The sequence below is a fragment of the Sinorhizobium saheli genome (genome assembly GCF_001651875.1).
GTDB classification, from domain to species: Bacteria; Pseudomonadota; Alphaproteobacteria; order Rhizobiales; family Rhizobiaceae; genus Sinorhizobium; species Sinorhizobium saheli.
The window spans coordinates 1-24,644 of record NZ_LNQB01000040.1; the positions used below are offsets into that span (position 1 = coordinate 1).

The 24,644-nt window shown below is 63.5% G+C and carries 20 protein-coding genes; 13 read left to right on the forward strand and 7 right to left on the reverse strand.

The genetic code is table 11. The features are described 5' to 3' along the window. Positions 1–334: 334 nt before the first annotated feature. The 13 genes from ATB98_RS01350 to ATB98_RS01410 all read left to right on the forward strand — a co-directional run bounded on the left by ATB98_RS01350 (position 335) and on the right by ATB98_RS01410 (position 14,328). Positions 335–2,149 carry a methanol/ethanol family PQQ-dependent dehydrogenase gene (locus tag ATB98_RS01350; RefSeq protein WP_066868155.1) on the forward strand — a complete coding sequence of 605 codons (1,815 nt, stop codon included), beginning with the start codon at positions 335–337 and terminating at the stop codon, positions 2,147–2,149. Then, complete coding sequence (locus ATB98_RS01355) at positions 2,130–2,951, forward strand: substrate-binding domain-containing protein (protein WP_066868156.1); 822 nt, start codon at positions 2,130–2,132, stop codon at positions 2,949–2,951. Before ATB98_RS01350 ends, ATB98_RS01355 begins: the two co-directional genes overlap by 20 nt. Next, positions 2,948–3,505 (forward strand): c-type cytochrome, encoded by a 558-nt coding sequence (locus tag ATB98_RS01360; RefSeq protein WP_066868158.1) that lies wholly within the window; start codon positions 2,948–2,950, stop codon positions 3,503–3,505. Before ATB98_RS01355 ends, ATB98_RS01360 begins: the two co-directional genes overlap by 4 nt. 7 nt (positions 3,506–3,512) lie before the next feature. Continuing rightward, a complete protein-coding gene (gene coxB, locus ATB98_RS01365) occupies positions 3,513–4,517 on the forward strand; it encodes a cytochrome c oxidase subunit II (RefSeq protein WP_066868160.1) in 1,005 nt (334 codons plus the stop codon). Then, positions 4,514–6,433: a cytochrome c oxidase subunit I gene (ctaD, locus tag ATB98_RS01370; protein ID WP_066868161.1), complete on the forward strand. Its 1,920-nt coding sequence runs from the start codon at positions 4,514–4,516 to the stop codon at positions 6,431–6,433. The genes coxB and ctaD overlap by 4 nt, the downstream gene beginning before the upstream one ends. Continuing rightward, positions 6,434–7,030, forward strand: coding sequence for a cytochrome c oxidase subunit 3 (locus ATB98_RS01375; protein ID WP_066868163.1), 597 nt, complete (start codon positions 6,434–6,436; stop codon positions 7,028–7,030). It begins immediately after the preceding gene. After that, entirely contained in the window at positions 7,027–7,377 is a 351-nt protein-coding gene (locus tag ATB98_RS01380; RefSeq protein WP_066868165.1) for a hypothetical protein, read from the forward strand. The genes ATB98_RS01375 and ATB98_RS01380 overlap by 4 nt, the downstream gene beginning before the upstream one ends. Next, entirely contained in the window at positions 7,374–8,351 is a 978-nt protein-coding gene (locus ATB98_RS01385) for a cytochrome c oxidase assembly protein (RefSeq protein ID WP_066868168.1), read from the forward strand. The genes ATB98_RS01380 and ATB98_RS01385 overlap by 4 nt, the downstream gene beginning before the upstream one ends. 354 nt (positions 8,352–8,705) lie before the next feature. Then, positions 8,706–9,566, forward strand: coding sequence for an FAD binding domain-containing protein (locus ATB98_RS01390; protein WP_066868170.1), 861 nt, complete (start codon positions 8,706–8,708; stop codon positions 9,564–9,566). Next, entirely contained in the window at positions 9,566–10,042 is a 477-nt protein-coding gene (locus ATB98_RS01395) for a (2Fe-2S)-binding protein (protein ID WP_066868172.1), read from the forward strand. The genes ATB98_RS01390 and ATB98_RS01395 overlap by 1 nt, the downstream gene beginning before the upstream one ends. 2 nt (positions 10,043–10,044) lie before the next feature. After that, entirely contained in the window at positions 10,045–12,297 is a 2,253-nt protein-coding gene (locus ATB98_RS01400) for a xanthine dehydrogenase family protein molybdopterin-binding subunit (RefSeq protein WP_066868174.1), read from the forward strand. A gap of 9 nt (positions 12,298–12,306) precedes the next feature. Next, positions 12,307–12,552 carry a MoaD/ThiS family protein gene (locus ATB98_RS01405; protein WP_066868176.1) on the forward strand — a complete coding sequence of 82 codons (246 nt, stop codon included), beginning with the start codon at positions 12,307–12,309 and terminating at the stop codon, positions 12,550–12,552. A 276-nt stretch (positions 12,553–12,828) separates the two neighbouring features. Further along, on the forward strand, positions 12,829–14,328 hold the full coding sequence (locus tag ATB98_RS01410) for a winged helix-turn-helix domain-containing tetratricopeptide repeat protein (protein WP_066868179.1): 1,500 nt from the start codon (positions 12,829–12,831) through the stop codon (positions 14,326–14,328). A 49-nt stretch (positions 14,329–14,377) separates the two neighbouring features. Here ATB98_RS01410 and ATB98_RS01415 read toward each other — a convergent pair whose 3' ends face one another. The 7 genes from ATB98_RS01415 to ATB98_RS01440 all read right to left on the reverse strand — a co-directional run bounded on the left by ATB98_RS01415 (position 14,378) and on the right by ATB98_RS01440 (position 24,070). After that, complete coding sequence (locus tag ATB98_RS01415; RefSeq protein WP_066868180.1) at positions 14,378–14,704, reverse strand: hypothetical protein; 327 nt, start codon at positions 14,702–14,704, stop codon at positions 14,378–14,380. 65 nt (positions 14,705–14,769) lie between these two features. Further along, positions 14,770–14,976, reverse strand: coding sequence for a hypothetical protein (locus ATB98_RS29730; protein WP_202879847.1), 207 nt, complete (start codon positions 14,974–14,976; stop codon positions 14,770–14,772). Positions 14,977–15,201: 225 nt separating this feature from the next. After that, positions 15,202–18,300, reverse strand: a complete 3,099-nt coding sequence (locus tag ATB98_RS01425; RefSeq protein WP_066868183.1) for an efflux RND transporter permease subunit — start codon at positions 18,298–18,300, stop codon at positions 15,202–15,204. Between the two features lie 26 nt (positions 18,301–18,326). Next, a complete protein-coding gene (locus ATB98_RS01430; protein WP_066868185.1) occupies positions 18,327–19,895 on the reverse strand; it encodes an FAD-dependent monooxygenase in 1,569 nt (522 codons plus the stop codon). Beyond that, on the reverse strand, positions 19,892–21,031 hold the full coding sequence (locus tag ATB98_RS01435; RefSeq protein WP_066868187.1) for an efflux RND transporter periplasmic adaptor subunit: 1,140 nt from the start codon (positions 21,029–21,031) through the stop codon (positions 19,892–19,894). The genes ATB98_RS01430 and ATB98_RS01435 overlap by 4 nt, the downstream gene beginning before the upstream one ends. Positions 21,032–21,489: 458 nt before the next feature. Beyond that, positions 21,490–22,401: a helicase gene (locus tag ATB98_RS29850; protein ID WP_407695273.1), complete on the reverse strand. Its 912-nt coding sequence runs from the start codon at positions 22,399–22,401 to the stop codon at positions 21,490–21,492. 34 nt (positions 22,402–22,435) lie between these two features. Continuing rightward, positions 22,436–24,070: a polysaccharide biosynthesis/export family protein gene (locus tag ATB98_RS01440; protein ID WP_234781837.1), complete on the reverse strand. Its 1,635-nt coding sequence runs from the start codon at positions 24,068–24,070 to the stop codon at positions 22,436–22,438. Positions 24,071–24,644 lie beyond the last annotated feature (574 nt).

Consider the following 24,644-nt stretch of genomic DNA (forward strand, 5'->3'; position numbering starts at 1 on the left):
AATCCTGCCGAAATCCGCCAAAAAATCGCACCCACCGCGATGGCTTGCGGTAACGCAACACGATTTTCAGCAGCCTGTTAGGGCGCCGTTAGCCCCGCAAAGACGAGCAACCCGCCGAGAAACACCACCGCAAACACAGCAGAGACGTAAAAGCCCGGTTCGCGGAAGACGCGCAAATCGTGACGCAGGCTCATCGGCATCTCTCCTTCTTTCATGCCGAACGCGGCTGATGCGGTGGAGGTTCCCCAGCCGTATTGGCCGCAGGAACAAAGAAAGCCTTCGACCGTTTTTCCGGCGGCACGACTGCATTCGGCCCATTTTAAGGTCAGAACAAATGCGTTCTTCCTTTTTGCAGTGCTGCTTTTTGGCAGCTGTTTTGACCCTTTCGCCGTCGATTTCCCGTAGCCAGCCGCAGGACGGAAGACCGAGACCGGCCGCCCCGGCTTTTGCCGTTTCGCCTAACGACGCGGACTGGGCCACCCCGGCAAAGAACACGGCGGGGACGCGTTACAGCGAGTTGTCGGAGATCAACACCCAAAACGTCAATCGGCTTCAGGTCGCCTTCACCTTCTCCACCGGAGTCAACAAGGGCCACGAGGGGGCTCCCCTCGTTGTCGGCGGCCTGATGTTCATCGTCTCGCCCTATCCGAATATCGTCTATGCACTCGACCTCACCCGACCGGGCGGGCCATTGAAATGGCAGTACAATCCTAAACCGGACGCCTCCGCCCAAGGTGTTGCCTGTTGTGATGTGGTCAATCGCGGGCCGACCTATTCCAACGGGCGGCTCTTCTTCACCACGCTCGATGCTCACGTGGTGGCGCTTGACGCCGGTACCGGCCGGGAAATCTGGAACGTGAAACTCGGCGAGATCAATCGCGGCGAGACCATGACCATGGCGCCGCTGGTCGTGAAGGACAAGGTGATCGCCGGCATTTCCGGTGGTGAATACGGGGTGCGCGGCTGGGTCCAGGCACTCGATGCCGCGGACGGTAAAACCGTATGGAAGGCCTACAGCACCGGACCCGACCAGGACGTGAAGATAGGTGCGGATTTCAAACCGTTCTACGAGGAGGACCGTGGCAAGGACCTCGGCGTCTCGACCTGGCCCCCCAATGCCTGGGAGATCGGCGGCGGCACCGTCTGGGGCTTCGCCAGCTATGATCCCGATCTCGATCTGATCTTCTATGGAACTGCCAATCCCGGCCCCTGGAATCCGAACCAGCGTCCCGGCGACAACAAATGGACCAATACCGTCTTTGCACGCGATCCGGATACCGGCCAGGCACGCTGGGCCTATCAGTGGAATCCGCACGATCTTCACGACTGGGACGGCATCAACGAAAACATCCTCGTCGAGGTGGTATGGCACGGAAAGCCCCGCAAGGCATTGGTACATCCCGACCGGAACGGACTGGTTTACCTGCTGGACCGCACCACAGGCGAAGTTCTCTCGGCCAATTTCTACCACCCGGTGAACACGCATAGGGGCGTCGATCTGAAGACCGGCCGCATCCGGATCAACGAGCAAAAGTACCCACACGAGGGCAAGGTGATCCGCAACGTCTGCCCCACTGCCCCCGGAGCGAAGGACTGGAGTCCGTCTTCCTTCTCGCACCAGACCGGCCTCCTTTACATTCCGCACAACAATCTCTGCATGGACTGGGAAAGCACGGAGGCGAATTACATCGCTGGCACGCCCTATGTCGGCGCAGAGGTGCGCATGTATGCGGGGCCGGGCGGCCATCGCGGCGAGCTCTCCGCCTGGGATATTCTGGCGGGTAAGGAAGTCTGGACCATTAAGGAACGCTTCCCCGTCTGGGGCGGCACCATGACGACCGCAGGTGGACTGGTCTTCTACGGCAACATGGAAGGCTGGTTCAAGGCCGTCGATGCGAAGACGGGCGCGGTGCTCTGGCAGTTCAAGACGTCGTCCGGCATCATCGGTCAGCCGACCACCTATCGCGGTCCTGACGGCAAGCAATATATCGCCGTTCTGTCAGGCGTCGGCGGTTGGGCGGGCTCGATCGTATCCGGCGACCTGGACCCGCGCGACAGCACCGCCGCACTCGGCTTCGTAAACGCCATGGCCGACCTGAAGCAAGCCACCACGAAGGGAGGCAATCTCTATGTCTTCGCGCTGCCTTGATGCCGCAGCGGCCCTGCTGCTGTGCCTGGGCGCATGGGGCGCCGAGGCGCGCACCCTGAGAGTCTGTGCCGACCCCAACAATCTTCCTTTCTCCAACAGACGGGGAGAAGGCTTCGAGAACAAGATCGCCGAACTGCTCGCCCATGAACTCAACGCGACGCTGGTCTATACATGGAGAGCGCAGCGGCGCGGCTTTCTCCGGGAGACGCTCAATGCCGAGCGCTGCGACGTCGTGATCGGCATCCCGGCCGAACTGGAGAGCGTCGGCACGACGCGGCCGTACTATCGGTCCGCCTATGTATTCGTCACCCGTGACAAGGAACCTCGGATCGCTTCCTTCGACGATCCGGCGCTTCGCCACAAAACGCTGGGCGTTCAGCTCATCGGCGATGACGGCTGGAACACGCCGCCCGCCCACGCCCTGACGCGGCGCGGCATCGTCGACAACATCCGCGGCTATACGCTCTACGGCGACTATCGCGAGCCCAACCCCACCGCCAGGATCGTCACTGCCGTGGCGCATGGCGAAATCGATGTAGCTCTCGCCTGGGGACCGCTCGGCGGCTACTTCGCCGCGCTTGAGCACCCGGCCTTGCAAGTCAGCCCCGTGAAGCCGCTCGATGAACCCGGACTGCCAATGGCCTGGGACATTTCCATGGCCGTGCGCAAGGACGACAGGGCGCGGCTTTCGGAGATGAACGCCCTGCTGGCACGGCTCAAGCCAGAGATCGACGCGATCCTCGCCGAATACCACGTGCCACGGCTCCCAAGCGCTCCCGGCTCGCTGGACACGAAGCCATGAGGCGCCTGGTGGCAATAGCGGCGGCAATCGCCGTGCTCAGCGCCTGCGAGCGGGAGGATCGTGAATTTCGTCCGCCGCCCGTCGGGACCGAAGCCGAGGCGCCGGTCACGCTATCCAGCATAGCGCCCGGCACCGGCCCGGCCGAGCGGCCGGGGGAGATGGGACAGGCGTATGAAGAGAACGCCTACCATCTCAGCGAGGGCAAGCGGCTCTTCACCTGGTTCAATTGCAAGGGCTGTCACGCCAATGGCGGCGGCGGTTCCGGCCCGGCGCTGATGGACGACAGCTGGATCTATGGCGGTGCACTCCTGAACGTCGTGCAGACGATCCGCGAAGGACGCCCGAACGGAATGCCTTCGTTCCGGGGCAAGATTCCCGAGGAGCAGATAATGCAGATCGCCGCCTATGTGCGCTCGATGGAGCGCCAGGTCCCGCAGGACGCTGCACCCGGTCGCAACGACGATCTGATGCCGCGGCCGTCGGAGCATCGCTTGCCGGCCCGGCCCGCGGTGCCCGGCGGCACCGTCCCACCCTCTGGCCAAGCGCCGCAGTGAGGCCGCGATGCGCTGCTGCCGCCCAGCCCTCGTCGCTCTACCGCTCACGCTCACGGGCTGCACCGGCTGGCAATCGTCGCTCGATCCGCAAGGCCCCCAGGCGGACACGCTGGCGACCATGTTCTGGGTGTTCACCGCCATTCTTGCTTTGGTCTGGCTCCTGACCATGGCAGCGCTGTTTCTGTCGCTCCGGCGTGCGCGCGCCGAGCGAGCCGGACCGCTTGTGCTCGAGCCGCAGGCAGAACGGAGCATGACCCGCGCCGTCAGCGCCGCGGTGGCCTTCACCGCGGCAATCGTCATTGCGCTAACCGTGGTGAGTTACGCAGCGCAGCGCGCCCTGTTTTCCAGCCATGAGGCTCCGCTTACGCTGCTGGTCAAGGGCCATCAGTGGTGGTGGGAAGTGACATACGAGGACGGTCAACCTTCACGGCGCTTCACAACGGCGAATGAAATCCATGTTCCGGTCGGGCAGCCGGTGCTGATCAAGCTGCAGTCCTCGGACGTCATTCATTCCTTTTGGGTGCCCAGTCTCGCCGGCAAAATGGACATCGTTCCGGGGCGCGAGAACCGGCTCGTGATAGAGGCCTCCAAGGATGGAATCTTTCGCGGTCAATGCGCGGAATTCTGCGGCTGGCAGCATGCCCATATGGCCATCGCCGTAGTCGCGCATCCGGCTGAAGAATTCGAGCGCTGGCGCGAGAACCAGATCAGCGCGGCCGAGCCGCCCGACGACCCGCTGCGCAAACGCGGCATGGAGATTTTCCTGTCTCGGCCCTGCGTGATGTGTCACCAGATCCGCGGCACGCCGGCTGCAGGCAAAGTCGCGCCCGACCTGACCCATGTCGGCAGCCGGCTCCACATCGCCGCCGGCACGCTGCCCAATAGCCGCGGCAATCTTGCCGCCTGGATTACCGATCCGCAGGGCATCAAGCCCGGCGCGCACATGCCGCTGATGAAACTTGCAGGCGACGAGATCGAGCCGCTCACGCGCTACCTGGAGGGCCTGAGATGAGCGAGACGATGCTCGAGCCCCATGCCGAGGAGCCTCTGGACACGGACCTGCCGGACGGCGAACTGGCGAAGCGGCTCGCTACCACCTGGGGCACGGCCGGCGGCATTATCGGCGCCCTCTCCACCGTCGACCACAAGATCATCGGCCGGCGCTACATTCTGACGGGCTTCCTCTTCCTGATCCTCGGCGGTCTGGCGGCGGTTGCGATGCGCCTCCAGCTGGCGGTGCCCGACAATAGTCTCATCGGACCGGACCTCTACAATCAGATCTTCACCATGCACGGCACGACGATGATGTTCCTCTTCGGCGTGCCGATCGGCGAAGCTTTGGCGGTCTATCTCGTGCCGCTGATGGTCGGAACGCGCAACATCGCCTTCCCGAGGCTGAACGCCTTCTCCTATTACGTCTATCTGTTCGGCGGCCTGATGATCTGGGTCGCCTTCGCGCTGAATATCGGCCCCGACAACGGCTGGTTCTCCTACGTCCCGCTTGCGGGACCGGAATTCTCGCCCGGCAAACGTGCCGACTTCTGGGCGCAACTGGTGACGTTCACCGAGGTCGCAGCACTTGCCGTCGCTGTCGAGATCGTGGTGACCGTGCTGAAGCTGCGCGCGCCTGGCATGACGCTCGACCGTATCCCGCTCTTCGTCTGGGCGATGTTCGTCAATGCCTTCCTCATCATCTTCGCGATGCCCGCGGTGATGCTCGGCTCGACGATGCTCATCCTCGACCGCCTGCTCGACACACACTTCTTCAACCAGGCCGAGGGGGGCGACCCGCTCCTCTGGCAACACCTCTTCTGGTTCTTCGGCCACCCGGAGGTCTACATCATCTTTCTGCCAGGCACGGCCTTCGTATCGGCCATCGTCGCGACCTTCGCGCGCCGCCCGGTCTTCGGCTATCCGGCGATCGTGCTTTCTCTGATCGCAACCGGCTTTCTCTCCTTCGGCCTATGGGTCCATCACATGTTCACCACCGGCCTGCCGCAGCTCGGCGCCACCTTCTTCACCGCTTCGAGCATGATGATCGCCATTCCCACCGGCATCCAGATCTTCTGCTGGATCGGGACGTTGTGGGACGGCAAGCCGATCTACCGCACGCCGCTTCTCTTCGTCCTCGGCTTCTTCTTCATTTTCGTGGCGGGAGGCCTGTCGGGCGTCATGCTCGCCTCCGTGCCGATCGACACCCAGGTTCACGACACCTATTTCGTGGTGGCCCATTTCCATTACGTTCTGATCGGCGGCGCCGTCTTCCCGCTCATCGGGGCGATCTACTACTGGTTTCCCAAGTTTACTGGGCGGATGCTGGGCGAGCGGCTCGGCCGCTGCCATTTCTGGCTGGCGTTCATCGGTTTCAACGTAGCATTCTTTCCGATGCACATCTCAGGGCTCAGGGGCATGCCGAGGCGCGTATATACCTACCCGGCGGAGATGGGCTGGGACACCCTCAACCTGATTTCGACACTGGGCGCGGCGCTCTTCGTCGTGAGCTTCCTCGTCTTCATCTACAACGTGGCCGCCAGCGCCCGCGGCGGCGATATTGCCGGCGATAACCCCTGGGATGCCGCCACGCTGGAATGGGCCACCACTTCGCCGCCCCCGCCGCATAACTTCGACCGCATTCCGTTCGTGACCAGCCGCGAGCCGCTCTGGGCCGAGCGCGAGACACTGCCCGTCGTCACGGGTCTGGCCGTCGACAAGCGGGAGGTGGTCATCACCACCACGACCGAGGCACGTCCCGACCTCAAGGAGAGCTCACCGGACCCGACCGTCTGGCCGTTCGTTTCCGCAATCGTGGTGACCGTGATCTTCATCGCCACCATCTTCACGCCGTGGGCGCTCGCCTGGGGTGCGCCCGCCGCCGCCCTGGTCATGATCGCCTGGTTCTGGCCGAAGAGCGTCGAGGAGGACAAGTAGATGGAGCACCGCGTCGTCCGGGACCTGTCAGATCTGCCAAGCTACGCCTTCGGTCCGCGCATGACGATGTGGTGGGGCACATTGTCGTTCTGTCTGCTGGAGGGAACCGGCTTCGCGCTCGCTCTCGGCGGCTATCTCTATCTCGCCTTCGTCAATCCGGATTGGCCCCTCGGTCCACCGCCACCGTTATTTTGGTCCGGCATTTTCACGCTTCTGATGCTGGCGAGCCTCGTGCCCAATTTCGTAATAGAGCGCGCCGCGCGCGGGGAGAACCTTTTCCGGGTGCGTCTCCTGCTGGTGGTCATGAGCGCCGCCGGGCTGTTGGTCACGGGCGCCCGCGTCATGGAATTCGCCGTGCTTCCCGTGCGGTGGGATTTCAACGCCTACGGCTCCCTTCTCTGGGTCATTCTCGGCCTTCACGCAGCCCATCTCGTTACCGATGTCGTCGACACGGTCATCGTCACCGTTTTGATGTTCACCCGCCATGGCTTCGGCAGGCGCTTCAGCGATGTCGAGGACAATGCCTTCTATTGGAATTTCGTCGTCCTCTCGTGGCTGCCGACCTATTTCGTCCTCTATTGGGTGCCGCGGCTATGATCGCCAGACTGATTGATCGGGGTCTTCCCTCCTCCGGCCTCTATGCCAGCCCTGCTGCCTGGCTGATCAGCACCCAACTCAACTACATGCTGCCAGGGGTTACCTGCAGCACCGGCCTGCCCCTGGTGCTCGAGGCCGGGCTGGCGCTGGCGCTCGTCAGCGCCTTCTCCGGTTTCCTTTCCTGGCGTGCCTGGCGAGCATTGGCCGGTCCGAAGCCTTTCGGGCAGGACGAAGACCGTCCTCATGGATTTGTCGCGCTTCTCGGGACCGCCGCAGCAGTGCTCTTCACCCTGGTCATCCTGCTGCACGCATCGGCCAACCTCTTTCTCACGGGGTGCGAGCGATGAGGATCGTCCTCGTTGCGCTCTTCACGATCATGGCGGCCGAGGCGCAAGCCCATGGGTTTGGCGCCGAAGCCGGAGATCCGAGGAACTATCTGATGGTTGTACTGCCGCTCGCGCTAACTGCGTCGGCATACGCTATCGGCATGCGCAGGCTATGGTCCGCATCGGCAAGAGGCCGGACAATCCACCTGCAGCGGGCCGTCTGCTTTGCCGCCGGCTGGCTCTTCCTGGCGGCTGCGCTCGTGTCGCCGCTGGACAGGCTGGCGTCGCAGCTCTTCACAGCCCATATGATCGAACACGAAATACTGATGGTGATCGCCGCACCGCTCTTCGTCCTGTCGAAGCCGCTCGCGCCTCTGCTCTGGGCGCTGCCGCAGAAGCTCCGAGCGTCGGTCGGCCGAGCACTCGTCCGCAGCATCGTCCTTCTTCCCGTCCGTAAGGCGGCGACCAATCAGCTCGTCGCGACCGGCCTGCATGGCGCGACACTGTGGCTCTGGCACGCGCCGAGCCTCTACGACGCCGCATTGGCCGAAACGCCTGTTCACTGGCTTCAGCATCTCAGCTTCCTTGGTACGGCCATCATCTTCTGGTGGGCACTGCTTTTCGGGCGAGGGCGGCAAGGCAACGGCGCGGCCATCCTCTATCTTTTCGCCACCACGCTTCACTCCGGCTTTCTCGGCATCCTGCTCTCTTTCGCGCGGGAGCCACTCTATCTGAGCCAGGGTCTCGGGGCTGCAAACTGGGGCTTCTCCGCCCTCGAGGATCAGCAGCTTGCAGGGCTGATCATGTGGGTGCCGGCAGGCATGCTATACGTGGCCGCGGCTCTCGTCCTTGCCGCTGCCTGGATCGGCGGATCAAACACCTCCTTCGCCGGGGAAAGCAAGGATGACGCCGGCGCCCGCGGAGGGCAAGCTGCCGTGCATGACGGCTGCCTGCAAAACGGCTCGCATCGCTCTTGGCGTGCACCGGGGGAGTAGCGGAGCGATCGCGCTGCCTATGGCCGGCATTCTTTTCGATACAGCCGACATAGCCCTTATTATACTCCCGTTGATGCTATTTCATTTGAACCAGCTGTTGGTGCTGGCCGTCGCTTCCCAGCGCAGTGCCATACCCCAACAGGCAGGCTGGCATTGGGCAGGTTAGAAAACTAAAAACACCTGGAGCGGCCCGCTGAACTATGCGTCGGGAGCGGGCTCATCGGACTGGAAGGGAGAACTCGGCTTGCAACCAAACAGCCTAGCTCATAGCGTGACCAGGAAGATCATGCGGGAGCTCGACAGTGGGTCTGCGGGTTTCGCGTCTCGCCCCAATGCATAAAGAGGAGGGTTCTTTTGCGCTATATTCGGCCTAGCTCAATAGAAGATGCCGTTGGTCTCTTGGCGGAAGCGGCAGGCAAGGCAGCCGTTCTGGCCGGCGGAAGTGATCTGCTGGTGAGAATGAAGGGGGGCTTCATCGAACCCGAGCTCATCATCGACATCAAAGCTATAGACGCCCTGAGACACATAACTGAAAGCGAGGATGGTTTCGTCATCGGCGCTGCGGTGCCTTGCGCGGTCGTCGGCGAGAATGCAGCGCTCCGGCGGGCGTGGCCCGGCGTGGTGGAAGGCGCCAATCTCATCGGTTCCAAGCAAGTGCAGGGGCGTTGCACCATCGTCGGAAATCTCTGCAACGCATCGCCTGCGGCCGACAGCGTGCCCGCGCTGGTGGCGGCCGGTGCAAAGGCTCTGATCAGGGGGCCGGCCGGCTCCCGCACGATCGCTGTCGAAATGGTGGCGGTCGGGCCGGGCAGGACGTCGCTTGCGCCCGGGGAGATCATCGAGGCCATTCTGCTCGACAAGCGCCCGCCGCGTTCGGGCGACGCCTATCAACGGTTCACGCCACGCACCGAGATGGATATTGCGGTCGTCAGTGCCGCGGTGAATCTCACTCTTGATGATCGGGGTGTCGTCCAGTCAGCGCGCGTCGCGCTCGGCGCGGCGGCGCCGACGGTGCTTGTGGTCGAGGAAGCGGCCGAAATCCTCACTGGTTCCCGCGTCGAGGACAAGACGCTTGACCGCCTGGCCGCCGCCTGTTCAGGCGCGTGTCGTCCTATAGACGACAAGCGAGGCACTGTGGAATTCCGAAGGAAAGTCGCGGGAGTACTGGCCAAGCGGGTCGCACTGGCCGCCTATCAGCGTGCAGGACAGAAATGATGGCAGGCATAGCAGTTTCAACGAACATCAATGGCGACAACGCCGAGTTTCTCTGTCACGCCGACGAGACGCTGCTTGACGTGCTGCGTGATCGCCTCGGACTTATGGGCGTAAAGGAAGGCTGCGGCACGGGCGACTGCGGCGCCTGCAGCATCATTCTCGACGATCGCCTGGTCTGCTCCTGTCTCGTGCTTGGAGCAGAGGCGGAAGGCCGGCGCATCGAAACCGTCGAGGGCATGGCGCAGGGTGACCAGCTTCATCCGCTGCAACAAAAGTTCCTCGAGCATGCCGCCTTGCAATGTGGCATCTGCACACCCGGCTTCCTCATTGCCGCTAAGGATTTGCTGGCGAAGAATCCGGATCCGACCGAAGAGGAAATACGCTTCGGTCTTGCCGGGAATCTCTGTCGTTGCACCGGCTACGACAAGATCGTGCGCGCCGTTCAGGACGCCGCAGGCGTGATGAGAGGAGCTTGACCATGAATTTTGATCCCAGCCACTCGAAACGCAGCTTCTCCTCCGTGGGCACCCGTCCCATCCGGCCGGATGGGGTCGACAAGGTGACCGGCCGCGCGCGCTACGGCGCGGACTTCAACATGCCCGGCCAGTTGGTCGGACGGATTTTACGCAGCCCGCACGCTCATGCCATCATTCGCAAGATCGACACGTCGAGGGCCGCGCAACTCCCTGGCGTCAAGGCGGTGTTGACGGCGGCGGACCTGCCCGACCTCACCAATGGTGACGCGGCGATGTATGACATTCTCGACAACTGCATGGCGCGCAAGAAGGTGCTTTACGACGGTCACGCCGTGGCCGCCGTGGCAGCCATCGATGCGCGAACCGCCAAGCAGGCGCTCAAGCTGATCGAGGTCGAGTATGAACTCCTGCCGCACGTTACCGACGTCGACCAGGCGTTCGCGCCGGATGCCCCGCTCATCAACGACACGATCTTCACAACGGGCGTCGATCCCAAGCCGGATCGCCCTTCGAATGTCTCGATGCGGAGCCAGTTCGGGCACGGCGACGTCGATGCAGGGATGGCAAGGGCCGATTTCGTCGTCGAACGGACATTCAAGACCGAACAGACCCACCAGGGCTATATCGAGCCTCACGCCTGCGTCGCGAGTGTCAGTTCGGACGGCACAGCGGACCTATGGGTTTGCACCCAGGGCCACTTTGTCTATCGCCAGCACTGCGCACAACTGCTCGGTATGGATGCCTCCAAGCTGCGCGTGACGTCGTCGGAAATCGGCGGCGGCTTCGGCGGCAAGACCCATGTCTGGGCCGAGCCTGTCGCGCTCGCACTGTCGCGCAAGGCCGGCAGGCCGGTCAAGCTGGTGATGACGCGTGACGAGGTGTTTCGCGCCTCCGGCCCGACCAGCGCCACGTCGATCGACGTGAAGATCGGCGCATTGACGGACGGAACGATCATCGCCGCCGATGCGACGCTGCGCTATTCTTGCGGCCCCTATGCCGGAGCATGGGCGGAGGTTGGCGCCATGACCGCATTCGCCTGCTACAAGCTCGAGAATGTCAGGACGGTCGGCTATGAGGTGCTGGTGAACCGGCCGAAGACCGCGGCTTATCGCGCGCCCTCGGCGCCGATGGCGGCGTTTGCAGTGGAAAGCGCCATCGACGAACTTGCCAAGAAGGTCGGCATGGATCCGGTCGATTTCCGGATCCGGAACGCGGCACAGGAAGGGACCAAGGCATCCTACGGTCCGGTCTACGGCCCGATCGGCATCGGCCCGACACTGGAGGCCGTGAAGAACCATCCTCACATGAAGGCACCTCTTGGCAAGAACCAGGGGCGCGGCATGGCATGTGGGTTCTGGTTCAACTTCGGGGGCCAGACGTGTACTGATCTCAACATCGGGATGGATGGCACAGTATCGCTCGCGGTTGGCACGGTGGATGTGGGCGGTTCGCGCGCATCGCTGTCGCTGGTGGCCGCAGAGGAGCTCGGGATCGACTATTCGCAGGTCAGAACGGTGATCGCCGACACGTCCAGTCTCGGCTACAATGACATGACCGATGGCAGCCGAGGAACTTTCTCGTCGTCGATGGCCACCATTTCCGCTGCCCGCAACGCTATCAAGATTCTCCGAGAGCGTGCGGCACAGATGTGGGACATTCCGGTCGAGGACGTGACCTGGGAAAACGGCCATGCCGTCGCCAAGGGCGAGACGCACGGAAACCTTCCGAAACTGTCTCTGAAGGAGATTGCCGCGGCATCGGGCACCACGGGCGGCCCGATTGCGGGGCACAGTGAGATCGTCGCCGACGGCGCCGGCGTATCCTTCGCCACCCATATCTGCGATATCGAGGTCGACCCCGAAACCGGGGCCACCAAGGTGCTGCGCTACACCGTGGTGCAGGATGCCGGCAAAGCCGTGCATCCGACCTATGTCGAAGGACAGTACCAGGGCGGCGCCGCACAGGGCATCGGCTGGGCACTCAACGAAGAATATATCTACGGCAAAGACGGCAGGCTGCAGAATGCGGGCTTCCTCGACTACCGTATCCCGGTGTGCTCGGATCTGCCTATGATAGACACGCAGATCTTGGAGATACCCAACCCCAACCACCCCTATGGGGTTCGCGGCGTCGGGGAAACGTCCATCGTCCCTCCGCTTGCAGCGGTGGCCAATGCCGTGTCCAATGCGGTCGGCGTGCGGATGCTGCATATTCCCATGTCGCCGCCGCGGATCTTGGCAGCGCTCGAAGCGTAAGGAGGTGCGATGGTCGAGGTGACGCTCTGGGGCTCTCTCGCCGCGGCAGCTGAGGGCAACAGCAAGATCGAGATCGAGGCAAAGAATATCAGGGAACTGTTCGAGAGGTTGAGGGAACGGTTCCCTCGGCTCGAGCCGCTCATGGCACGAGGGATCGCAGTCGCAATTGACGGAACGATCTATCGGGACACCTGGTCGAAGGAACTGCCGGCGGGCGCGGAAATCTATTTGCTGCCGAGGCTGGCAGGCGGTTGAAGGGGGCCGCGAGAGCGCGCGTGTAGACGCACTGTTTCGACGAGGCAATGCGCTTCTCATGTTGATCGTCGTGCTACCGGGATAAATGCTTTAAGCATCGAGTGCGGCGGTAGTCCCACAGCGGGAAGGATGGGGTCCGCCGTTCGATTCCCTTCAAGGCGGTGATAGGAGTCGACCTCCCGGACTGGTTGTCGGCGGCGGTCGGTCAGTCGACGCGCTTTCTGTCTGACATCCGTTGCCATTTGGGAGTATCGTTTTGCCAGTTGAGGGATCGGCATGCCGGAATCGACCGTCTCAGTTTTCCGGTTCGGCGGCTTCACGCTGGACCTGGCCCAAGGGACGCTTCGGCGGGGCGCCGAGCCTGTCTTCCTGCGGCCCAAAGCCTACACGATTCTTGCCCATCTTGCGGAAAATACAGGACGCGTGGTTCCGAAATCCGAGCTAATGGACGCGGCCTGGCCCGGGATCTTCGTCACCGAGGATTCCCTGACCCAATCGATTCGCGAAATCCGCAAGACGCTGGGCGAGAACATGATTCGGACGGTGTCGAAACGCGGCTATATGCTGGCTGTCGGATCCGAGGAACTGCCGGACCTCTCGCGGCAGCCGATCGTGGCTGTCCTGCGTTTTCGCAACGACAGCGGAAATCCGTCCGACGACGCACTCGTCGACGGCTTTGCGGAGGACATCATATACGGCCTTGCACGCTTCGGCACATTCACGGTGCTGGCGCGCAACTCAAGTTTTTCCTTCACTTCCTACCTCTCTCCGGAATGGCAGCAGATCCGCGCGCGCATTGGCGCCGATTATGTGGTGGAGGGCTCCGTCAATCGGTACGGCGACCGCATCGTCGCGGCCGTCAGTCTCGCTGATGCGTTCAACGGAACCCAGCTCTGGGGCGAACGCTACGTGACCGAGGGAACCGATCTCTTCCTTGCCGAAAGCGATATCGTCGAAGCGATTGTCGGCCGCCTGGTGGCGCGCGTCGTCAATGCCGGGCTGCAGCAGGCCATTCGGAAGCCCGTCACCAGCCTTGCCGCCTATGAACTGGTGCTGCGTGGCTTGGCGCTGCTGCGCGATCCGGCTCAGAGCAATCTGGAAGGGGCGGAAACCCTTTTCCTCGCAGCCCTGGCCAAGGACCCGAATTACGGCCTAGGCCTCGCCTACCTGGCTCTGTCGCGCATTGTCATCGCCGAGTTCGGTCGCGCGAGCCCGGCTGTGTTGGCAGAGGCGCATGATCTCGTTGAACGCGCCGTTGCGCTCGCCCCCGATCAGTCGCCGTGCCGGCGCGTGCAATCCCTGGTGAGACTGTACATGCGCGAGCACGAGGCGGCGGAGCGTCACCTCAGGATCGGCTTGACGCTCAATCCCTATGACGCCGACTCGATCGAACAGATGGGCTACGTCCTGACGATGCGCGGACGTCCTGTCGACGCGCTCGGCTGGCTCGACCGGGCTATCCGCATCGATCCGCTGCAGCCGCACTGGTGCCAGTACGACCGCTCCCTCGCACTCTATCTCATCGGCGAATATCGGCCCGCGGCCGAGGCGCTCGAGATGGCGACGCGGCCGGCGCCGTGGATATCCACGCGTCTGGCCGCTTGCTATGCCCAGCTCGGCCGAACGGAGGACGCACGGCAGCAGCTTGCGAGGGCCAGGGAATGCGACCCGAATTTCTCCCCGCTTGACTATGCCAGGACAGGCATACCCTTCGAGCATCGCGGCGATGCCGAGCATCTGGCCGACGGGGTCATGCTGGCTCTCGGTAGCACCTGAAGTCAGCATCGTCCCCGCAGGCCCGTTTAGTCCGCCGCCGCGCAGCGCCTCAATCGAACACGACGACCACATAGCTTCCGCCGTAGGGTTGATAATAGGCGCTGCCGCACCGCCAGACGCGGGCGCCGTTGACATATGTGCGGACGCAGCCGGCGGGGAGTGTCGCAACGGTTACGGCGGTGCGGCGGATCACGCGGCGCGTGGTGCGGCGGGCGACGCCGGCAACGCTTACTGGCGTCAAGGGTCGCCCGATGCGGGCTTGGGCGCTGCCGACGAAGGAAAAGGGAGACGAGAGCCCTGTCAGATCGGTCAACGCGATCGTGAGGGCGATGGCGATCCCGAGAGCGAGGGAGGCGTGAATTTTCGGTGCAGGCATTGAAGGTTTCCTTATCTGGGTTGATTTGCTTCCGGCAAATGAATTTGCCGAGGTTTGAGCGCGGATCAGCGAGCGAGCACCTGCCAGCGAATTGTATTGAGCGCTGCGAGGTGGGCGAAGACGAAGAAGCCATGCAGGCCGGTCGTCACGTAGCCTGCCGCGAGCGTTCCGGTCAGGATGAAGAACTGCCAGAACAGGAGATTGGCGGTGCCGAGCAGCAGGTGCACCGCGGCCCCGACGACGTGCCAACTGCGGGCGCTTCCGCTCGCCACAGCATCACCCCCAGTATGAAGGCAAGACCATGGGCTTCGATGAAGCCTATTGCGGCACCTGGCACCCCGTTGAGGAGCAGCGCTTCCGGGCCTCTCGCAAGAAACGAACCTGCAATGTCGACGGCCAGGCCGCCGGTCGAAGCGATGAGCAGGAAGGCTGCGTCGAAGCGCAGGACGAAATGTCTGTAGGCAAGCATGTTCATGTTCCTTCGAAGTGCGTTTCACTCAGTAAGCAGAGATCGGCATGGGCGCCGGCTGTTCGACGGACCCACGCGATTCCGATGGCTGCGGCGCCTTGATCCGGAACCAGGCGACGTAAAGCGTCGGCAGGAAGACCAGGGTGAGCAGCGTCGCCACGACCAGGCCGCCCATGACCGCGTAGGCCATCGGACCCCAGAACACCGTCGGCGCGATCGGGATCATGCCGAGGATCGCGGCGGCGGCCGTCAGCAGGATCGGCCGCAGCCGGTGCTCCGTGGCGCTGATCACCGCCGACCACGGCTCCTCGCCATCGGCGATGTGCTGGTCGATCTGGGCGATCAGGATCACCGAGTTGCGGATCACCATGCCGATCAAGCTCATCACGCCGAGGATCGCGACGAAGCCCATCGGTGCCCCGGAGAGAAGCAGCGCCGCGGCAACGCCGATGAGGGCGAGCGGTGCCGTCATCAACACGAGGAACAGGCGCTGAAAGCTCTTGAGCTGCACCATGAGCACCGTGGTCATCAGCAGCAGCATCATCGGGAAGACCACGTAGATGCTGGCCTGGGCCTTGGCGCTGTCCTCCATGACACCGCCGAGCGCAACGTGGTAGCCGTGCGGCAGCCGCCCTTCGAATGCCTTGATCTCGGATTCGAGTGCCTTGACGATGGCGCTCGGGTCACTGCCGGGCGTGACGTCGGCCTGAACGGTGACCGTGGGCACGCGGCCGCGGCGCCAGATCAGTGGCGGTTCGGTTGCATAGGCGATGGTGGCCACATGGGCGAGCGGGATGCGCCGGCCACCGGAGGCGGTGACGGTCAGGTGACGGAGCGTATCGAGCCTGGCCCGCTCCTCAGGCACGGCTCGCGCGACAACGTCGATCAGGTAGGTGCTGTCGCGCATCTGCGTGATCGTCGACCCGTTCAGCACCGCATTGATCGCTTCCGAGAGCTGCTGTGAGCTGATGCCGAGCGCCCGCGCACGATCCTGGTCGACCTCGACCTTGATCACCTTGGCCGGCTCATTCCAGTCGTAGTTGATATTGCGTACCTGCGGGTTGGCGCCGATCACCTGGGCAAACTCCTGCGCATAGCCGCGCGCGGCGTTCATGTCGGGTCCGGATACGCGGAACTTCAGCGGCCAGCCGACGGGCGGGCCCATCTCGAGCGGGGTCACGCGAGACATGACGTCGTCGAAATCTTCCGAAAGCGCCGCCTCCAGCCGATCGATCACGGCCTGGCGGACGCCGGCCCCCTTAGTCACGACCACCGCCTGGGCGAAGAAGTCGTTCGCAAGTTGCGCATCGAGAGGCAGATAGAACCGCACCGCGCCCTGACCGACATAGAAGGTCCAGTGGTCGATGTCGGGGTCCTTCTTCAGGATCTCTTCCACGCGGTCGACGACCTCTTGCGTCGCATCGATGGAGGCGGTGCGGGGCAGGGTGAGATCGACCATGACTTCGGGCCTGTCGGACTTAGGGAAGAATTCCTGTGGCACGAAGTTCATCGCCACCACTGCAAGACCGAAGAGGCCGGCAGTGGCGCCGAGCACGGTCCACTTCGCCCGCATCGACTGCTCCAGCACGCGACGGAACCAGCCGAGCATGCGTGAGCTTCCGTGCGCGCCATGCTTCGTGATGCGCTCCGGGAGGATGGCGACGCCGGCAAGCGGTGTGAACAGCACGGCGACGACCCACGAGACGATCAGGGCGATCCCCACCACGGCAAAGAGCGAGAAGCAGTACTCGCCCGCGCCGCTCTTGGCGAAACCCACCGGCACGAAGCCGGCAATCGTCACCAGAGTGCCTGTCAGCATCGGGAACGCTGTCGATGTATAGGCGTAAGTCGCGGCGGATACGCGGTCGTAGCCTTCCTCCATCTTGGAGATCATCATTTCGACCGCGATCATCGCGTCGTCAACGAGAAGGCCCAATGCGATGATCAGGGCGCCGAGCGAGATGCGCTGGAGCGAAATGCCGAAGTAATCCATCAGCACGAAGGTGATCGCCAGTACCAGGGGAATGGCGACCGCGACGACGATGCCCGGCCGCCAGCCAAGCGCGAGGAAGGAAACCGCAAGCACGATCGCCACCGCCTCGGCGAGGCTCCTGGTGAACTCGCCGACGGATTCCTCGACGATGCGCGACTGGTCGGCGGCCAAGGAAAGTTCGACCCCGATCGGCAGGTCGCGCCTCAGTTCCTCGACCTTTTCCTTCATTTGCTCGCCCAGCTCGAGCGCGTCGCCACCCGCCGTCATCGAGATGGCGATGCCGATCGCCGGCTGGCCGTTGAAGCGGAACAGCGGCTGCGGCGGGTCGGAATAGGTCCGCTTCACTTGCGCGACGTCTCCGAGAGGGAAGTACTTGCCGTCCGCATAGAGATTGATCGCCTTCAGGCTTTCTTCGGAGGTGAACTCGCCTGACACGCGGATCGCGATGCGTTCCGGCCCGGCGTCGACGGTTCCGCTAGGCTCAAGCGCATTCTGCGCCTGAAGCGTCTGCGAGATGGTGCCGATGTCGAGGCCAAGCGCCGCCACCTTCTCCGTCGAGAACTCGAGATAGATCTTCTCGTCCTGCTGACCGATAAGGTCGACCTTGGCAACGTCGGGCACCTCCAGAAAATCAGCCCTGAGGCCGAGCGCCAGGTCTTTCTGCTCGCGATGCGACAGGCCGTCCGCGGTCAATGCATAGATGAGCGAATAGGTGTCGCCGAACTCGTCGTTGTAGTAAGGCCCCGTCACGCCGGCTGGGAGCGTCGACTTGATGTCGTCCATCTTCTTGCGGACCTGGTACCAGAGAGGCTGCACCTCGGCCGCCGGCACCGTGTCCTTGAGGTTCACGAAGACGACGGATTCGCCAGGCTTGGTGTAGCTCTTCACGTAGTCGAGGTTCGGGAGCTCCTCCAACTTCTTCTCGATGCGGTCGGTGATCTGTTCGGCGGTGTCGACCGCGGTGGCGCCCGGCCACAGCGTCTTCACGACCATCGTCTTGATAGTGAAGGTCGGGTCTTCTTCCCGGCCAAGGGTCGAATATGCCCAGAGACCAGCAAGTGCGGCCACCACCATCATGTAGACGACGATGCTCCGGTGGCGCAGCGCCCAGTCGGAAAGGTTGAAATTCGTCATGATGAATCCTCCCTCGATTATCGGGGCTAGACGGCAGTCCGGGTGCTCGACCGTAGGGCGGCCGGGCGTTCGATGTGTCTTGGCTTGATCGCAAAGGTGTCGATGAAGCGCTCGAAGGCCGCTGCGTCCTGCCCGGCGGCGATCGCGACGTGACCATCCGGCCGCACGAGATAGGCCGTGTTCTTGACCAAGCCGGCCCGCGCCGCCGCGGTGCTCCAGTCGAAGCGGTGAAGCGGGATGCCGAGGCGCGAGATCGCGGCCCTGAACGCCGACTCGACCTCGCCATAGACATGGACCTGCCAGTCGAGCGCGATAAGACATGCATGGTTGTCGCTCTGTCCGAGCGGCACCCAGGGCAGCCGGTCGCCCCCTTGAACGCCACCGGCGCGGCCAGAGCTCAGAGCGCTGCTGCGATAGTGAATGCCGGTCTGCGAGATAAGCGCGAAAAAGGCACGTGAGCCGATCTTCGTACGGGTGATTGCGGAAATCACCTTTGCCATCGCGTAGCGCCGCCACAGTCCCAGGAGCCAGGAGCGACCCGATACGAGCTTGAAGGCCTGGTCGGTGCTCTTGATCAGTACGCGGGCGAAGGTGAGGCGTTCGGTCTCGTAGGTGTCGAGCAGAGAAGCGGCGGCGCGGCCCTGCAGCACGGCGGCGAGTTTCCAGGCGAGGTTGACGGCATCACCGATGCCGGTGTTCATCCCCTGGCCGCCGGCAGGGCTATGGATGTGGCCGGCATCTCCGAGCAGGAAAGCGCAGCCAACGCGGAACCGGTCGGCGACGCGATGGTGCACGCGATAGGTCGAGAACCAGTTGAGCGCCTTGACGGCAACGCCGGTGTTGCGCTCGATTTCCGAACTAATCGCTTCGAAAGTAATGACGGGATCGCGCTCATGCGCCTGCGGAACCACGCCGATCAGCCTGAGGCTGCCGGTCTGCCGTACCGGCATAACCAGGGCGAAGCCGTAGCTGCCGAGGCAGACGTCCATGCCGTTTCGCGTTACCTCCCCTTCGCCGTCGACATCGGCGACGTAGAAGGATTGGTCGTAGGTGCCGCCGGGAAAGCCGATCCCGAGGGCATGGCGGACGGTGCTGCGCGCGCCGTCGCAGCCGCAGATGTAGCGGGTCCTGAAGGTCTTCTCCACGCCCTTGCGACTGGTCGTGACGCTGACGCCGTTATCTCTTTCCTCGAACCCGACGAGCTCGGTCTGCCGCTCGATGTGGACGCCGGCCTCCTCGAGGTGAGCGATCAGGACGCGTTCGTGAATATCCTGTGGCAGCGCGAAGGCATAGGCATAGCGGCTGACGCCTTCGCCGAACCTGCTCAAAGGGATGATGGCGCTTACCTTCCGCGGCGTGCGGGCGGTTAATTGCTCGAGATGGATGCCGGCCTCGAGCACGTCGTCGACGACGCCGATCTGGCGGTGGAATTCGAGCGTTCGAGCCTGCACGGCAAGAGCGCGCGAGGTTTCGCCAGGCCCCGCCGACTTGTCGATGATGCGGATGTCGACCCCCAGCCGAACGAGCCAGAGGGCAAGCGTCAGCCCCGTCGGACCGGCGCCTACGATCAGGACTTCAGTATCAAGTGCGCTCATTTCCTGTCTCCTTCGATGCGGACTTTCTGCCGGTCACGCAGCCGGTTGATGCCGGCCGTGACGACGATGTCTCCCTTCATGAGGCCGCCGCTGACGACGACGCGGTCGGTCTCGTAGTGGGCAACGACGATCGGCTTCAGCGCGACCGTGTCGTCTGCGCCCACTACCCAAACGGCTGGTTCGCCGCGCAGATCGAACAGGGCACTGCCGGGGATGGTGACGACCGAATCTCCGGGCCGCTCGACTCGTCCGGCGACGCTTGCCCCGAAGCGCATGGCCTCGGGGGCATTTTGCAGCGCCACCTTGACCTGGTAGGTGCGCGTCGCCGCATCCGCCATCGGCGCGACTTCACGAACGAAGCCGAGTGCAGCGATGGACGGATTGCTGAGCAGCGAGATGGTGATCCGAGCGCCGGCCCGCTCGGCCGGATGGGCTGCGAACATCGCCTCGGCGATCGAGAAGACGCCATCCTTGTTCGCCGGGTCGGCAATGCGCGCGACCATCTGCCCGACATTAACCACCTGACCTTCCTCGGCCCCCGCGGCGGTGACCACGCCGTCGAAATCGGCCCGGAGTTCGGTATAGGCGAGCTGATCCTTGGCGATGTCGGATGCTGCCTTCATCGCCTCCAGCTTGGCGACGGTCGAACGCAGGTTCTTCAAGGCAGCGTCGTGATTGGCGCGCGTCGTGTATCCTTGTTCCAGCAGTTTCCTGATCCGGATCTCGCTCGCACTCGCTTCAACGACGGCGGCCTCTGCCGCCTGCTGGTCAGCCACGGCGCTTCTCAAGCGATTGCGGTATTCCTGATCGTCGAGGCGGGCGAGGACGTCGCCCTTTCTGACCGCCGTTCCGACATCCACCAGCCGCGATACGAGCTTGCCGGATAGCCGGAAGGCGAATTCGCTCTCGCGCCTTGGACGGATTTCGCCAATCGCGCTGTGGCGGGTGGGCATTGCCTTTGGTTCGATCGTGAGCGTCTTGACAACGCGTACCTCGCGCCCGCGATCGGCGCTCGGAACTACCCCGCCGTCGCTGCTGCTTGCCTTGGACCAGCCAACGAAGCCGGCCGAGGCAAGGCCAAGCGCAACGGTAGAGAGCACCAATGAGGCGCGGTTTTTGATGAAATTATTCGGCATGTTCGACCCCCCAAAAGAGAGGCTGACGCCGGTCATTGCCTGTCCGGCGTTACAACCTAAGTGATCTGATTGCTGAGGCGCCCTGTGCACCTGGCAGCATCAGTTATCGCTGGAAGGGAGGACCGAAATCCCGATCGGATTCTGAAAAAAATCTGATGTCTTCATGAATGGCACCAGGATGCTCGCACGCAATGATCAGGGCGTACATTGGAAGACTCATCAGCGATGGCGTACTCGCCGTGTTCCAAAGGAAGCGGTCGCGCGTGTGCATTGCATCGGCACGGAGGTCAGCGGAGCGCTTGACATGCCAAGCTTAACGACTGGGTCCTGAAGTCTGGCTCCCCGATGTGCTGGAACGCGTCATTGCGGGGAATGTGAACCAAACCCGGCGCGCGGCTGACGCCTCCGCTGGCCATTCCAGACAGTCGCACGTGGGCCGTCAAGGGCGATGGGGCGGGTTAAATCACCGCGATGACCCTGCCGGACGCGTTAAGACGGCATCTGACTCGCGCCTGACGCACCTCGATTCCGGATTGTCCGGCATAGTCTATGCGCACCACGAGCGGAGCCGTAAGCGCGCCGCGGCGATGGGCGATCAGGCGACCGGCGCTTGCCGCGCGCACGCGCACGGCACCAAGGGGCGAAGCGGCCGCCGCAATTGCCTGACGGCAGACGCGAAGCACGCCACCTGGCGTACCCGGAACCGCGGCAAGTGGAGCCGGGAACCGCCCAGAGTAGCCCCATTCGCCTCGCCCGCCTTCGGCTCGCCTCTGTTTTATCGGCCAAAGGATGCGAGGCAGGAATCTGGATGGTCGTACGCCCTGCGCGGGAGCAATGCCGGCGATCGTGCTACCGCCGTCACGCCCTGGCGACCCCGAACCCGCGGTCGAACGAGCCGAAGCAATCCCAGCACCGATGCCCGCTCCCCTTGCACTCGACGGCACGGTTCCCGAGCCGGCGCCCGTCGAGATGCCGCCGCCTGTACCGCCGATGTTGCCGCTAACCCCGACGCGTGGTCCCCCATTCGTGCTGACCGAGGTTCCGACGGTTGCACCGCCAACACCCGCGCTAATTCCTGCCGAAACGCCATTCTTGCTGCCGCCGACGCTGGCGCCGACCGCGGTACCGCCGACGCTGCCTTTGGCCCCAATGCTGAATCCCCCATTCGTGCCGACCGAGGCCCCCACTTGTGCTGCTGCTGTTCCGCCGATACCCGTGCTGATCCCTGCCGCGGCGCCATTCGTCCCGGCGCCCACACTGACTCCGACATTGGTGCCACCGACACTGATACCACCGACACTGACGTCAAGGGCCGAGGTGGGCCCGATCGCGACCGTGGTCAACAATGTCGCAGCGAAGCACTTGCGTATCAGCCTGTTCATCATCCTCGGTACACATCCCTTTTCATTGCCGGCGGCCACGCAGTAATCGCGTGGGGAGCAGCGCGTCAGGGAGTACAATCGTCGCAACCGATGGCGTTGGCTGGACGACCCCCACCCTGTGGACTTTCCGCGGGGCCGTTTGACGGATCGATCGGGCGCCCGTCCGTGCGGCGGCGCCTGTACCTTCACTAGCGCGATTGCCTGCGCGAGCCTTCGGCACATGCTCGATATCCATGCGGAGCTCAGTTCGGGCCTTGAGGGTGTCATTTTCCTTGCGCGACGATGCAACGTCGCTGCCATCGCCCCGGCCGCGCTCAGCCTCCGACGCCTTGCGCAGCTTCGCTAGGACCCGGGTCAATTCCTCCTTTGCCGCGTCGCGTTCCTGACGAGCAATGTCGAGATCGCGCGCGAGCGACCTTGCTTTCGCGCTCTCCAATGCGAGTGCTTCGTCAGCCCGCCTTGCCGCAGTCTCGGCAACCTTCCGAGCCTGCACGGCGGCGGCCTGATCCGCCGCTGCCAGATTAGCGCTGGCCTGCAGGGCAGCGGTCGATTGGCGGACTACGGCGAGATCACGCTCGTATGCTTTAAGCTTATGACGCTCCTGATCAAGCGCCCGCCTCGCATGGGCCAAGGAACTCTCCGCGGCGTTTCGCGCTGTGAGTGCGGCAGTCTTCGATCGGATCGCATCCGCGGCTTTTGCCTCCAAATTCTCGATTTGGCGCAGCGCCGTCGAAAGATCGCGGACGAGCCCTTCGGCTCTTTGGCGCTGCTTTTCAAGGGCTCGTCCTTGTTCAGCCATCGTGTCGGCGGCGCGTCGTGCCTGCCTGCCAGCGTCGTCGGCGGCACCTCGGGCGGCAACAAGATCTCTTCTCGCCGCCGTTAGAAGGCGGCGAAGAACCTCCTCGCGCTCACCGGCCATTTGCATGCTCTTCTTGATCGCGTCCACTTCCTCGCGCGTCGCGGCAAGCCTTTCCTCCAGTGTGGCACTCTTGGCGCGTTCTAGCGCCACTGCAGTCGCTTCCCGCCCCAGTTTAGCCTTCACGGCTTCGAGGTCGGCCCGCGCCGCAGAAAATGCCTGGCTCAGGCTGGCCGTCTGTTGACGCTCCGCAGTGAGCCCCTGTAGGTACCGGAGCGCATCGTCACGAGCGGCTTGATGAGCCGCACGCGCCTCTCCGCGCGCCGCGTCGAGCTCTCTGCGAGCTGTCGTCAGGTCACGAAGCAGTTGCTCAGCCCTCGACAGCTGCCGTCCCGGAGCTTGCAGCAGTTCCGTCTTCTCAGTGTCGACTGCGCCCGGTTGTTCAGCTGGCCGACGCCCCCCGACATGTGTGGTTGCCCGCAATGATGGCACTTCGGGCGCGGGCGTTCGTCTTTGGACGGTCGTGACCGGACGTCCGTTGCTGCCGCTTCTAGCATGCAGGCGATCGGTTATCAGCTTGGCGAGTTCACTCTCGCGCAGACCCGCCGCTGGCAGGCGCCCGATTCCGGGAAGTTCGAGCGTCCCGTCTGTCCCGATCGTAAAAGTGTCGTTGAGCAGTGCCGCCTCGGCTGCGCCGCCAAGCAGCGTATGCCAACCAGAAACCCTTATCTCGACCGTGTCTTGCAGGGCGAGCCTTTCGTCCGTTGCCGTCTCGCCTTTTGCGGGAGATCCGAGCAGCATAATGAGGCAGAACGAAATGAGGGTGAGAGTAGCCCTAATTGAACCCTCGCGAGAACGTCGACACGGAGCTGCCATGGTTCGTCGGTCGCTTTGGGGAAACGCAGGGCTGTTGCACGTCGTCTCGGACCTGTTTACATGATCCATGACCGATCCTTCCGGCCATGCGCGACCGGCGCAAAAGTCATGGGGCCCCCGCGCTGTGATCCGCATGCACAGCCTTCAGCTTAGCAAAACCAGGTCGCAGCGGTGAGCCTCAAATATGTTCATGGATATCCGTCAATTTGCTTACTTCGTCGTAATCGCCTACTTCCTTAGAATGAGCCGATGACGCCTCGCTTGAATGCGCGCGGAGGCAAAATCGATGGAATCCCTTGTGGCACGCTCTGCCGCCGGGCCTCGACCGACATGCCGGCGGTCCTCGGCGGAGAGAACCCTGTCGCTCTTGCGCCGTCGACGTTCCAGTCGGCGTTGTGCGTCCTCCTGAAGAGGTCGCCGATCATGTCCCAGGGAGTGGTGTAGGTGGCGGCTTTGGTCGCCGCGTTCTCCGGCATGGGCCGGGATGATCAGCGCGCCA

What these genes read in the sequence shown, in the direction of transcription:
- ATB98_RS01350 (WP_066868155.1), top strand. Translation starts at nt 335, where the DNA reads ATGCGTTCTTCCTTTTTGCAGTGCTGCTTTTTGGCAGCTGTTTTGACC.
- ATB98_RS01355 (WP_066868156.1), top strand. Translation starts at nt 2,130, where the DNA reads ATGTCTTCGCGCTGCCTTGATGCCGCAGCGGCCCTGCTGCTGTGCCTG.
- ATB98_RS01360 (WP_066868158.1), top strand. Translation starts at nt 2,948, where the DNA reads ATGAGGCGCCTGGTGGCAATAGCGGCGGCAATCGCCGTGCTCAGCGCC.
- coxB (WP_066868160.1), top strand. Translation starts at nt 3,513, where the DNA reads ATGCGCTGCTGCCGCCCAGCCCTCGTCGCTCTACCGCTCACGCTCACG.
- ctaD (WP_066868161.1), top strand. Translation starts at nt 4,514, where the DNA reads ATGAGCGAGACGATGCTCGAGCCCCATGCCGAGGAGCCTCTGGACACG.
- ATB98_RS01375 (WP_066868163.1), top strand. Translation starts at nt 6,434, where the DNA reads ATGGAGCACCGCGTCGTCCGGGACCTGTCAGATCTGCCAAGCTACGCC.
- ATB98_RS01380 (WP_066868165.1), top strand. Translation starts at nt 7,027, where the DNA reads ATGATCGCCAGACTGATTGATCGGGGTCTTCCCTCCTCCGGCCTCTAT.
- ATB98_RS01385 (WP_066868168.1), top strand. Translation starts at nt 7,374, where the DNA reads ATGAGGATCGTCCTCGTTGCGCTCTTCACGATCATGGCGGCCGAGGCG.
- ATB98_RS01395 (WP_066868172.1), top strand. Translation starts at nt 9,566, where the DNA reads ATGGCAGGCATAGCAGTTTCAACGAACATCAATGGCGACAACGCCGAG.
- ATB98_RS01400 (WP_066868174.1), top strand. Translation starts at nt 10,045, where the DNA reads ATGAATTTTGATCCCAGCCACTCGAAACGCAGCTTCTCCTCCGTGGGC.
- ATB98_RS01405 (WP_066868176.1), top strand. Translation starts at nt 12,307, where the DNA reads ATGGTCGAGGTGACGCTCTGGGGCTCTCTCGCCGCGGCAGCTGAGGGC.
- ATB98_RS01410 (WP_066868179.1), top strand. Translation starts at nt 12,829, where the DNA reads ATGCCGGAATCGACCGTCTCAGTTTTCCGGTTCGGCGGCTTCACGCTG.
- ATB98_RS01415 (WP_066868180.1), bottom strand. Translation starts at nt 14,704, where the DNA reads ATGCCTGCACCGAAAATTCACGCCTCCCTCGCTCTCGGGATCGCCATC.
- ATB98_RS01425 (WP_066868183.1), bottom strand. Translation starts at nt 18,300, where the DNA reads ATGACGAATTTCAACCTTTCCGACTGGGCGCTGCGCCACCGGAGCATC.
- ATB98_RS01430 (WP_066868185.1), bottom strand. Translation starts at nt 19,895, where the DNA reads ATGAGCGCACTTGATACTGAAGTCCTGATCGTAGGCGCCGGTCCGACG.
- ATB98_RS01435 (WP_066868187.1), bottom strand. Translation starts at nt 21,031, where the DNA reads ATGCCGAATAATTTCATCAAAAACCGCGCCTCATTGGTGCTCTCTACC.
- ATB98_RS01440 (WP_234781837.1), bottom strand. Translation starts at nt 24,070, where the DNA reads ATGCTGCTCGGATCTCCCGCAAAAGGCGAGACGGCAACGGACGAAAGG.